Raw genomic sequence first — 11,874 nt, 5'->3', positions numbered from 1 at the left:
GGAATTCACTATGCGATCTCGCCCAGCCCAAGGTTATGTATCAGTAGGTCATCCTGTTAATATAGCTACTGGTGTGCTTTATCACGACTTTGAGGATATAACCTTACAGGGGCGCATCAACTTAATCTTACCACGTCGGTATAGTAGCGCTTTGGGTAATAAAAAAGGATTTTTTGGGTTAGGTTGGCATTGCGCATTAGATAGAAAAATAACACGTGATTTAGATGGATATAGCCTGACAGATATTTCTGGTGAAACCGAAATATTTTTTAACACCACACACTATCAATTACAGCAAGGCCATACTGCTTACAATCTTGGCTCTTATCACGCTTTAAGTCTCCACAATAATGAGCTTTGTGTGACTTCTTGGGATGTTGAGAAAGGGAGTGTTGTGCATGACTATTTCCCACTACCCCACAGTACACAACCAACCGTTTTGGCACGCCGTGAAGATGCAGAAGGTAATAGTCTTGTTTTTGACTATGATGCTCAACAACGTTTAATCAGTATTAAACAAACCCGTGAAAAACGCAGCCTACATTTAGAATATAATACCCAAAATTTTGTCACGCGCATTTATCGGAAAACCGATGCTCTCGCCAAAGATCAACAAGAGCAGACAGCATTGGTACATTATGATTACGACGAACACGGGCATTTAATCAAATTCACCAATGCTCTTGGCCAGAGTAGCTATTATAAATACGATGCCAAGCATCGAATGATCAATGAAAAAACCTTAGGGGGGATGATCTATACTTTCCAATTTGATGAGCAAGATCGCTGTATTTACAACAGCGGACAAAATGACTTTGATCGACACACACTGGTCTATAACAATTATTTACGCCGTACCGAAGTTACTAATAGCAGTGGCCATACCACCCTCTATCAATGGAATGAAAACTATCAAGTTGAGAAGGTGGTTTCACCGACTGGTCTACTGACTACGACACGTTATGATGATGAAGGTCGTATTGTCGCAGAAATAAAACCTGATAACTTACTCACTCAATATGTCTATGATGAGCATGGCAATCGTTGCATGATCATTTCACCGCATGGTGCGACTGTAGCTTACACCTTTAATCAGCAACACCAAGTTATTCAGATTACTGATCCTTTAGGTCATCAATGGCAGCGCTCTTATGACCCACAGGGACACTTAACCCACATTCAAAACCCGCTCGGCGCGAGTCAGTTTTTCCGCTATAACGACATGGGTGACCTTATTGAGCATACCGATGCAGCAGGTAATCAGCGCCACTTTATATGGGATCAATACGGTAATCTAGCAAGTGCTAGCGATTGGCTTGGACAACTATCCCATTATCAATGGGATGCCTTCGGTAATCTCATTAGCTATACCGATGCAGTAGGACACACTACACGGATGACACGTGATCGATTGGGTCATCTACTACAGATTAACCTGCCCGATGAAAATACACGTTCGTATGACTGGGATGTTTATGGCAATCTGAAATCCTACACCGATGAAAACCACATCACTACACGTTGGAAATACTGCAACTGCGGCAATATTGAAGAGGAACTCAAACCTGATGGCCATAAAATTGTGTATGGCTGGAATGCTGTCGCCGGTCAGTTAGCGCATCTAACCAACGAAAAAGGAGAGGTCTATCATTTTGAGTACGATGAAGAAGAACGCCTAGTGACAGAAACCGACTTTTCTGGTGCGACCACCTGCTATACCTATAATCTTGCTGGGCAAGTTAGTGAGATTCGCAAACCTTCTGGTTATTCAAGTCGCTATAGTTATGACGCTGCTGGGCGCATTACAGAGCTATGGAATGATGATGGTTCGAGTATCCATTACCACTACGATGCTCGAGGACTTTTGGTTAAGGCTGATAATAGCATGTGCTCTGTCAGTTTTGCTTATGATGCTTTAGGCCGTTTGGTACAAGAAACACAGGGCGAACTTACTATTTATAATGAATATGACGCACTCAACAACCGTATTCGGCGTATCAGTCCATTCGAGAATATTACCGAATTCGCTTGGAATCCGAATGGGCAAATAGCACAAGTGCAAGCAGCGGGTTTTGAGCCGGTGAAATTTAGCTATGATCAACGTGGCTATGAATCAAGCCGCCGCTTGGGCGCTAATCTCCATTTCTCTCAACAAGTAGATTCACGTGGACGTTTAATTGAGCAAGCCTTAAAACACCAAGAAGTTCCTCACAAGTCATTAGCGCAGCGCCATTATCACTACGATGCCGCCAGTAATCTATTAGTCAAACAAGATTCCTTATGGGGTACAACGCGCTATACCTACGATGTCTTGGAGCGTATTGAAAGCACACTACACCCTGATCAAATCCTAGAACGCTTTAGCTACGATGCGAATAGCAATATCAAGAGTTACCAACAGCATCACATCAAAAGAAATACGGCTGTAGAACTGATAAATAATAACAACGCAGCATGGCAATATCAGCGCGGCAATCAATTAATTGAAAGTGAGGGAAAACACTATAGTTATGATGCTGATGGACAGCTCATTCGCCAACAAGATGATGATGGAATTACCCATTACCGCTGGAATCGTCAAGGTCAGTTAATATCCATTGAAAAACCTGATGGGAGTGAATGGTTCTATCGCTATGATGCTTTAAGCCGTCGTGTGGAAAAAAGAGGCCCCACTGTAAGAACTATTTTTGTCTGGGATGGTGATGTAGGTTTACATGAGATTCATTACGAAACTCATGAAGAAAAAATAAAAACAAATCACTTTTGGGAATATCATCCACATGATTTTTCCCCGCTGTATAAGTTGGAGAATGGCCAACAGCAATATTTTAGCATCAATGATCACATTGGAACTCCTTTAGAGTTAGTGGATAATAAGGGTGATATAGCTTGGAGCGCCCGACTACTTACCTTTGGCAAGCTTAAAGTTAATAATCCGAATAAAATTGACTGTCCGATTCGGTTTCAGGGTCAGTGGTGTGATTCCGAATCACAACTTTATTATAATAGGTTTCGTTACTATAATTTAAAGGCGATTAGCTACATAACCTCTGATCCGATTGGCCTCTTTGGCAACATTAACTACTCTTCTTTTCTGAAAAACCCTTGTAAATATATTGATCCTTTAGGGTTGGACTCCAAATCACCATTAAATTTAGGTGCAGGCTATAGAGGGCGTATAGACACTTTTGAAAATAGAGGTAATGCGGGTTTTGAAATACATGTTTACGATCCTCAAGGTAGAGAGGTTGGTGTACATGGCCATACTGATTGGATCAATAAACATGGTAAAAAAAGTGCACCTTCCAACCTGCCCGAAATCACGCAACAAAAATTAAAAGGAGTTATAATAAGCGAGCATAGAAAGCGTAATAATCTTCCACCTAAAGGTAAAGCAAACGTCAAAGGTGACAGATGGAAAGCTCTTGTAAAATGTAACAGATGACTAATTTTTTAGAGAAAAGAGATGACTTATATTTTAGCAAAAGATGAAAGAGACAAAAATACTAGCGCTGCATTTAAAAAATACTATCAATATATAGAGTCCATAAAGGACTTTATCCCGTTAAATTTGTATGATTTAATAAACTCAGGATGGTATTATGATTTCAATGATCATAGATCTCCGCACGATGCTTGGCTCGATTCTTTATTTTTTCAAGAATCCAGAAAATTTAATGATATCAAAGAAATTAATTTATTTATAACTCTCGCAGGAGCTTTTAATGATTCAAAATTAAAATTTTCTTATAAAAACATAATCTCACTTGATATAAAAACCTACAATCTTAAAGATGGACATGGTGATTGGAGATACGATGAATTTCGCTTATCTTCTTCTGGGTATTTAATACATGAAATTGAATGGTATAATTACTCTCTAACAACAAACTGGATTATTGAGGCAGAAAGCATAGAGTACACTATTGAAACTGGTTGAAGCTCTTTAAATGAAATTTAATTTCAGAAAGAAACGTAGGATTTAGTATGAAACTCCTCATACTATTCGCTATAGTTTTATTAGGCATATTTCTTTCTACTATTATTTGGCATTTCCTAATCCGCTCTACCCCCACCCAACAACAAACCGGCATAATCAAAAATATCCAATTTGCATCACGAGAAACCGTTAAAAGAACCGAAATTCGTAGTATTCGCCACCCTGACCATTTAACCCGTGATACTCAATACATCATACCAGATCGCTATATTTACACTATCCAGTTACCAGATGGTCGCCTTGCTTATTACTCAGAGAACGCTTCAGACCAAAAAATACCTCCAACCTATCAACTCAATGAAAACGTACAAGTAAGTTATCAACTACGGGTAATTCCTTTTTATAAAGAAAAATTGACTATACTCAACATAACGCGTTGATAAAAAACCTTATTTTTAATAGGAGCGGAAGAACATGCCAAACCGAACTCTACCTGGCCCAATTGGTGTCAGTTCAGCAGCTCCTTCCCCTAGCCCCTCCATTCATACACTCACACCTCCACCATCAAATGGCCCTGTTGGTTTAGCCACTGAACAACCGAGCAGCGAAACGTTGGGGGCTAAAGTGTTGAGGTTTGCTCAAGACACTTTGGATAAACGTGTCGGTAAAGGTCAATGCTGGGACTTAGCTGAGAGCGTACTCACAAAAGCAGGTGCTAAAACATCTAAAATGTATTATACCGGTGAGAAGAAAAACTTTGGTGATGCTGATTATGTTTGGGGAAAGCCAATCACTCAAAAAGAACTCCAAGCAGGTGATGTTATTCAGTTTCGTGACTATGAAGTAAAACTAGAAAAACCAGATGGCTCTTGGAAATCTATTGAGCGTCCTCATCATACTGCGATTGTGGAAAGTATAAATGAAGATGGCTCTATAATAGTGATTGAGCAAAATATTCAAGCAAAATACGCCTCTGCTTCTTTTGAAGGGCCTATAGGAAAAGACTTGGTTGTACGGAAATCTAAGCTTTTCTTTTCTGATACAACCATAGAGGAAAACCGTGAAAAAATTACCATTACAGTAACAGGTCAAATTTGGTTTTACCGCCCTCAACCCAAATAGAACTATTTTAGAACTTCATCCGATAACTAACAGGAATGGCATTGCCCGCTACATCTTTATTTGCTTGAATGCCAATCCTGACGAAGAGATAGGACTTCACAAACTCCAGTGAGTTGACGCTGACAACGTCTTTATTCTAACATTTTCATAGCCTGCTCTAAACTCCGTTTCATACGATTAAACGCAGCACCTAACACAGCAATCTCACTTTTTCCAGTTTCAGAAAACTCAGGAAGGTCCGGCTCACCTTTACTAATTCGATCCGCCATATTCGCCATTTGCACAATAGGTTTAGTCACCATGGCACGTAAAAGAATATTTAAAATAACAATAACCAGTAAAAAGATAATTCCCAAAATTGACATAAAAGTCATAAATGCTTTTTCGGCATTTTTAATAGGAATTGCCATAGGCACTGAAATGATTTGTGCGCCCACTACCTCATTCACTTTCCAACCAAAACCATTAGCCGAACCATATTTTTCAAGCATAGTAGCAGGTGCAGCATCTGGTGTACTATGGCAACTTAAACAAGCTGGATCGGTAATACGGATAGGCCTAGCAACATAAAATAAACGACCCGAAGGCGTATCCCGTTCAGTAGTGGTAAATACTTCTTTTTCATTTTTAGAAAAGTTCTGAATAATATCACTTTCCCAATCAACCGCCCTATCTCTTAAATTAGTAGGATTAAGCGTTGCCTCTCTGTAACTGTACTCGGGATGATTTTTTTGCAAATGTAAAAACGTCTGAACCGCCGCATAAGCTGACACAGTTTGTGGCAAAAACTGACGTTTATTCTGAACCGTCAGTAAAGGCTTTATTTCCTCAACAGTATACTTCCGAACGGCCTGTGCAGACTCCATCAACAAATTCGCCCTCTCAAGAATTTCTTGCTGGGCATTTTTCTTCAAAACATAATAGGAAGCATAACCTGCTATTAAGTATCCTAGCAGTAGTACTGTTATTATTATAAAATTAAATTTAAGGGCTAATTTCATAACCTCTCCTCCTGATGCAAATGATATAGCTAATTTAAGGGCATGGCTTTAAAGATCTATAAACCTTAGTAAAACCCTTTAAACTGAATTCAGTAGTTTTTAGCCCCGTAGTAGGCCATGTAGGCCAAAATCTTAAATTTACTTTAACAATTTTCCCTTTGATGAATTCCTCAGTTATGATCTCAATATCACTCTGGAATACAAGATTGTTCTTATCAACAATCTGAGTGCTTTTTATTTCATTTTCATCATCTACTTGAATAGACAAATCATTATAAGCACTATCAATCTCAGATTGTGTTTTTATAATCATCTGTTTTGAATCAAGCTCTAACCAAATTTTAGTTTCACCTTGTCCATCATCCATGGTTTTCTTCACACTTTGCATTCGACACCCTGAAGCATCACCTTCCAATAATAGCCAGTTCACAGCATCATCTGCATAGGCCAGTTCAGTAAAAAAACTAAAGCTTATTAAAAATGCCAATACTCTCCACTTCATAACTTCATCCTTCTCAAAAAATCTTGAACCTGTATAGGGTTATTTATATGGATACAAAGCTTTTCTATAAAATTTTCGCGTGTGCTAGCTTCTTTCAAGGTTTTTTTAACAAGAATAGGAGCAATTGGCCCAATCGATAGGGTTAAACAACTTTTAACCTTATCAATAAACTCGTTATCCTGCTCAACAGTACTTAAGGTATTAGCATTATTTTTCAAATCAATAGCTGCAGCTTGAGAAGCTCCGGTGAATACAACAGAATGTGATCTTTTATTAGTATGCTTACTTAAAAACCTTTTTCGACGCTCTTCTGTAGGAATAAATTCAGCCAACAATTTAGTTAAACTACTTAAATCACTTTCCTGCTTTAAAACTTTTTTCAACAAAGTATCTGCTATAGGCCCTATTTCTTCTGCTAACGAATCACGTAGACCCTTTAAATCATCTTTGATTGCTATTGACTCTGCATAGGACTGGGTCAGTGTTTGGTCTTGAGCCTCTTCTTTTACAGTAATCGTAGCTAGTTTTTGTAGAATTACCGCAATATCTTTAGGTCGATTAGCTGCATCTACTTGTAATAGCCATTCGACAGTACTCATTAACTCTTTAGAATAAACGTTATGAAATTCCTGTAATTTTTTATAAACGGGGTCTGGCTGTTGCTCTTTTGACAGTGCCATACGCTTTATCGCAACAAGAGGCACTTCTCCGGTCATCGCATGAAATAAGGTTGCCCCTAAACTATAAAGATCAGCACTAATGCCTTGTTGCTCATCATTAAAATACTGCTCAAAAGGTGCATAACCTGGTGTTACCATCGCCGTTAACATAAGATCATTTTGATTAAGCGCTTGTCGAGCCGAGCCAAAATCAATGAGCACAGGAGAATTATCATCACGAATAATAATATTGGCTGGCTTAATATCTCTATGCAAAAAATCATGGCTATGAATATGCTGCAAGCCTTTCAGCAAAGGGATAAAAGTAGCAAGTACTTGTGCTTCGCTCAGGGTTTTTAATTGCTTTAAAACTTGCGCTAGCGACTTACCTTTCTCAAAATCCATAATAAGATAAGCGGTCTGATTAGCCTGCAAAAACTGAATGACGCGTATAATATTAGGATGTTTAAATTTCGCTAGAGCGCGAGCTTCACTTAAAAAACGATCTAGGCCATAAGCATAAATTTCTTGATGCTGAGTAGCTGGAACAATAACATTTAAACTATTTTGCTGACGAGCAGCGACTCCATAAGGAAAATACTCTTTAATTGCGATTAATTGATTTAGCACGTGATCATAGGCTTGGTAAGTAATCCCAAATCCACCTGCGCCTAAGACACTTTGAATTTCGTAAGAGCCCAGTTTAAAACCTTCAGGCAATAAAAGACTAGAGCGATCACTCATCTTTTATCCCCTTTTTAGCCGCCAAAGGTGGAGCAAACTTAAATCCAAAGTGCTTAGGATCCTCACCAATGACCGCCGCAGAAACAATATAGAAGACATAATCGTAGGTTTCTTGTGGAATCTTATTTTGCTGAGTAAACTTCCAGAAATTCCGCTCACGTGGACTCTCTGGCATAGCCTGAATTAAAGTACGTACACGATTATGACCATAATTATAAGCCGCCATCACTAATAAACCCGAGGCTTGAGCCTCAGTACTATAGATGTGCTTCAGATATTTTGCGCCAGCCTGACTAGCTTTTTCAAAGTTAAAGCGTTCATCCTGAACATCATATATAGGCTGATCGCTTAAATTGCCTGTCTTTAAGCCAAAATCACCGCCTGTTCCAGCTAAAAACTGCCAAGGGCCTTTCGCAATACCAAAACGCGTCACCGGCCCAATCGCGGTTAAATTGTAATTGCTTTCCTGCAAAGGCAAATATAAAAAGTATTCAGAAATATGTTGTTTATTTAAGGCCTGTAAAATAATTGGCTTATAGTTATTTTCTTCTAAACGATGAATCGCTTGATTAAGGCGTGGTGATTGCTTCCAAAATCCTATATAGCGTTTGACTTCTTTTATAAAATCACTACTAATCTCTAACTCACTTTCGCCCAGCTCACTAGCAACGCGCCTAATCAGCTCTTCTTCATAATTGGTAGAACCTGGTAAGCTGATACGTAATGAATTAACCTCTTTCACATACTCTCGATACTTTGAGCGCATGGCAGAAAGCTTTTTTCTTTGTTGCTTTATTTGCTCTTCCACTTGAGCAAGTTGCTGCTCCTCCTGTTGACGAGTTATCTGATCTAAGTTTGCAAGCTTTGCTTTTAATTTATCGGTCTGCTCCTCTAAACTCACTTCAGCTTTAGCAAGGCTAATCTCAAGCTGTTTAACATCATAAAACATATCGATGGCTAGTTGCTTAGCACGAGTTATGGCTATTTGCTGATTAACTAACAAACCTATACAAACTGCTAATACAATAATAATACTCAAAATAATATAACGATATTTTCTAGAACGTTTGGATCGATCCTCGTGAATCAATAACCTCACCATTTTAGTGTAGTCACCGGCATCCTCGGACTCAGTCTCTGCTAACAAGCGCGCACGAATATTATCTTTCGATAAAGCCTTAGTAGTTTTTGAATAATCTGTTTTGGAGTTCTTTGCTATAAATTGCTCTTGACTTAAACTAATAAACGGTTCAGCAGAGCCAGACTCTAGATTATCACTCTCATTATTAGAAAGTAGTCTTGTTGAGTCCCTGACAGCTAAATAGCTTAGCTCTAAGAAACAGGCGGAATCACCAACTTGAATGCTAACAGGAAGATTAAGACGGACTTGCTGTTTAATTGGCTCACCAGCAATAAAAGTACCGTTAGCACTATTTAAGTCTTGTAAATACCAACCATCAATCCCACGCTTTATAATAAGATGATAACGGCTGACCATGCTAAAACTTAACGGAATATCATTATCGGCCGCACGCCCTACACGAATTGTCTGCTGAACAATATAGTCTTGGCCAATTTGCTCGCCAAACTGTAGGACTTTTATGACAATACTATCTTTAACAAAATAAGTTGGCTCACCCTCTGCTGAAGAAGATATATTTGACTGAGAAGGAGACATTAATATTGTTTTATCGTCGTCCTGCACAACATCACCTAATTAGTATTTAATCGATAATTCATACTCAAGTTCTTCTGGGAGGTTTGATTGTTCACCATCCCAATGAAAATTAACAAAATAACGCTGTCTACTCGGTAAAGTTACTTGATTTACAGCAGTAACACTGTTCGCGAGAATACTTAAATCCTTATCACCAAATATATATAAACGTACCTGTTGACTAAGATCAGGCTGCTTAGGGGTTAATGACAACTTTTGACCTTTATCAGCGATCAGGCTATAAACTTTGCGTCTTTCCTTAGGTTTAAAATGCATCACACCAACATCAGTATAAGGCTCGAATTTAAAAACCTCAGCCTTGTCGTGAGATGGACTAACTCGTACTAAAGGAAAAACGTCCAAATCAAATAGATAACCCGACTTACCTTGTGGGGTTTTAACATATAGCCACTGCCCATTCTCACCCTTTAAACTCCCCGCTTTTGCTTTACTTTGTAGAAAAACAACACTATTTAGTGCCAAGTCTACACCCGCCGTACTAGCCTCAGGTTTTTCATACAATTTAGCTGCACTACGTTTCACCACATAGGCCGCCTCGGAGTTAGTCTCCGCAGGCTTTGCATTAGCCAAGCTAGTGTCCGCAGGTTTTGAATTATCTAGCTTAGGGGGTTGCGTATTAGATGTGTTAGTACGGGTAGTGGGCTCTAAATAGCCATTGTAAACATAGCCCTGCTGGTTTAGCACAGACACTAATACCCAGCTACCTGTCATCTCCCTAATGGGTTGATCGTAGACCCATGGGTTAATGACCTTTACTACAGTATTAGCAGCCAATTCAGACAATATCTGAGAATTTGCATTAGGCTCAGCCCGTAAATTTAACTTGATTTTAGTAGTAAATTCTTTATTCACTAAACTGGGCTCTGAGCGGCGTTGCATGGGATTCGTGTTAGGCTGCTGAGGCTCGGCTGTTTTAATAACACTATTGTTCTCTTGGCTAGAATAAGCTTGATCTCCAGACCTAGCGTCAGGCCTAACCACACTCGGCAAAGAGCTTGTAGAGCTGGGGGATACTATTTGATTGGGAAGCTTTGAGCTCAGGTCAGACTCATACGGTTTAAAAACTAATACGCCATAAATGATTAAGCCTAGTATTAGCCCCCCTACTACAGACATTAAAAATAAAGGTTGCCGCCATAGAACCTTAGGTTTTTCATTCGCTTCTGGCTCAATAATGCTTGAAAAGGCTTGGGCCTTTGGCTGCTCGTTTAGCGCTAGATCATGCGGTTGTGCACTGTTCGTATCCAGTTGGAAAAGAATAGTTTCATCCGAGTCCATCTCGCTACCAGTCGCACTAGCTTGACTGATCGTGGCTCGTTCTTGATAACGACTAACTGGCAACTCTTCAGTGACGGAATGCTTATGGTGCGCTAACTGTTGCTCCAATGCTTGAACAAAATCATTCACAGACGCATAACGATCCTCAGCTTGCTTAGCCAATACCCTGTCCATAATGCTCTGCAAATACGTTAAAGAAGCTGGTAATTTAGGGACTGGTAGGCTGGTGTGTTGATAAATAGCACTGACTAAGCTATCTGCTTTGCAAACCTTCTCCCCACTGAGCATTTCAAATGCAACAAGGCCTAAACTATATAAGTCAGAGCGCTCTGTCAGCTTACTGGTGGTAGCCTGTTCAGGGCTCATATAATGCACAGTCCCAGCAGTAAGCCCCATTCGCGTCATATCACTGGTTGAGTCTTGTAATTTAGCAATCCCAAAGTCGGTTAAAACCGCAGAGCCATTTTTACGAAATAAGATATTTTCTGGCTTTATATCGCGATGTAAAAACCCTTGTTCATGAGCATACTGCAAGCCTGCCCCCACTTCTTTAAGAACCGCTAACACCGCTGATGGTGTAAAGCTTTGCTGCTTTAAACGATCTCGTAAACTACCACCACTCAGATACTCCATCGCCATAAAGAAGATAGTGTTTTGTAAACTACCAATGTCATAGATTTTTATAATATTGGGATGTTCGAGCTGAGCAACGATACGACCTTCATTGAGAAAAGCATTTTGAAAATTTAAGCTGCTTGCGAACTCGGTTGACATAACTTTTAAGGCTACAGAGCGACTTAGCAAATTTTGACGTGCTAAATAAACCGTCGCCATACCACCCTTACCTAGCTCTTTTTCAATGGTGTAATTTGGTATTTCTAGGCTCATGG

Annotated in this window: 9 protein-coding genes; 4 read left to right on the top strand and 5 right to left on the bottom strand. The window is 39.4% G+C overall.

All coding sequences use genetic code 11. From position 1 onward, the window contains the following. The first annotated feature begins 10 nt into the window (after positions 1-10). From A3IE_RS0104730 to A3IE_RS0104715, 4 genes are read left to right on the top strand one after another with little or no spacing between them, the layout of a single operon-like run. A complete protein-coding gene (locus A3IE_RS0104730; RefSeq protein WP_169333049.1) occupies positions 11-3,445 on the top strand; it encodes an RHS repeat-associated core domain-containing protein in 3,435 nt (1,144 codons plus the stop codon). A 21-nt stretch (positions 3,446-3,466) separates the two neighbouring features. Beyond that, a complete protein-coding gene (locus A3IE_RS21885; RefSeq protein ID WP_020394444.1) occupies positions 3,467-3,940 on the top strand; it encodes a hypothetical protein in 474 nt (157 codons plus the stop codon). A gap of 47 nt (positions 3,941-3,987) precedes the next feature. Next, entirely contained in the window at positions 3,988-4,380 is a 393-nt protein-coding gene (locus A3IE_RS0104720) for a hypothetical protein (RefSeq protein WP_020394443.1), read from the top strand. Between the two features lie 34 nt (positions 4,381-4,414). Next, a complete protein-coding gene (locus A3IE_RS0104715) occupies positions 4,415-5,062 on the top strand; it encodes a CHAP domain-containing protein (protein WP_020394442.1) in 648 nt (215 codons plus the stop codon). Between the two features lie 131 nt (positions 5,063-5,193). On the opposite strand, the gene A3IE_RS0104710 is transcribed toward A3IE_RS0104715, so the two are convergent. From A3IE_RS0104710 to A3IE_RS21880, 5 genes are read right to left on the bottom strand one after another with little or no spacing between them, the layout of a single operon-like run. Beyond that, positions 5,194-6,063 carry a Tll0287-like domain-containing protein gene (locus A3IE_RS0104710; protein ID WP_020394441.1) on the bottom strand — a complete coding sequence of 290 codons (870 nt, stop codon included), beginning with the start codon at positions 6,061-6,063 and terminating at the stop codon, positions 5,194-5,196. Positions 6,064-6,097: 34 nt separating this feature from the next. Beyond that, positions 6,098-6,565 carry a hypothetical protein gene (locus A3IE_RS0104705; RefSeq protein ID WP_020394440.1) on the bottom strand — a complete coding sequence of 156 codons (468 nt, stop codon included), beginning with the start codon at positions 6,563-6,565 and terminating at the stop codon, positions 6,098-6,100. Next, complete coding sequence (locus A3IE_RS19905) at positions 6,562-7,968, bottom strand: serine/threonine protein kinase (protein ID WP_020394439.1); 1,407 nt, start codon at positions 7,966-7,968, stop codon at positions 6,562-6,564. Before A3IE_RS19905 ends, A3IE_RS0104705 begins: the two co-directional genes overlap by 4 nt. Then, positions 7,961-9,673 (bottom strand): FHA domain-containing protein, encoded by a 1,713-nt coding sequence (locus tag A3IE_RS0104695; protein ID WP_026154784.1) that lies wholly within the window; start codon positions 9,671-9,673, stop codon positions 7,961-7,963. Before A3IE_RS0104695 ends, A3IE_RS19905 begins: the two co-directional genes overlap by 8 nt. A gap of 12 nt (positions 9,674-9,685) precedes the next feature. Then, entirely contained in the window at positions 9,686-11,872 is a 2,187-nt protein-coding gene (locus A3IE_RS21880) for a serine/threonine-protein kinase (protein ID WP_020394437.1), read from the bottom strand. Between the last annotated feature and the right edge of the window lie 2 nt (positions 11,873-11,874).

It is taken from the genome of Thiolinea disciformis DSM 14473 (assembly GCF_000371925.1).
Lineage (GTDB): Bacteria > Pseudomonadota > Gammaproteobacteria > Thiotrichales > Thiotrichaceae > Thiolinea > Thiolinea disciformis.
This window is presented reverse-complemented; position numbering and strand designations above follow the sequence as displayed.

Excerpts from the sequence above, each read along its gene's own strand:
- A3IE_RS0104705 (WP_020394440.1), bottom strand. The coding sequence starts at position 6,565 with ATGAAGTGGAGAGTATTGGCATTTTTAATAAGCTTTAGTTTTTTTACT.
- A3IE_RS0104730 (WP_169333049.1), top strand. The coding sequence starts at position 11 with ATGCGATCTCGCCCAGCCCAAGGTTATGTATCAGTAGGTCATCCTGTT.
- A3IE_RS0104715 (WP_020394442.1), top strand. The coding sequence starts at position 4,415 with ATGCCAAACCGAACTCTACCTGGCCCAATTGGTGTCAGTTCAGCAGCT.
- A3IE_RS19905 (WP_020394439.1), bottom strand. The coding sequence starts at position 7,968 with ATGAGTGATCGCTCTAGTCTTTTATTGCCTGAAGGTTTTAAACTGGGC.
- A3IE_RS0104710 (WP_020394441.1), bottom strand. The coding sequence starts at position 6,063 with ATGAAATTAGCCCTTAAATTTAATTTTATAATAATAACAGTACTACTG.
- A3IE_RS21880 (WP_020394437.1), bottom strand. The coding sequence starts at position 11,872 with ATGAGCCTAGAAATACCAAATTACACCATTGAAAAAGAGCTAGGTAAG.
- A3IE_RS21885 (WP_020394444.1), top strand. The coding sequence starts at position 3,467 with ATGACTTATATTTTAGCAAAAGATGAAAGAGACAAAAATACTAGCGCT.
- A3IE_RS0104720 (WP_020394443.1), top strand. The coding sequence starts at position 3,988 with ATGAAACTCCTCATACTATTCGCTATAGTTTTATTAGGCATATTTCTT.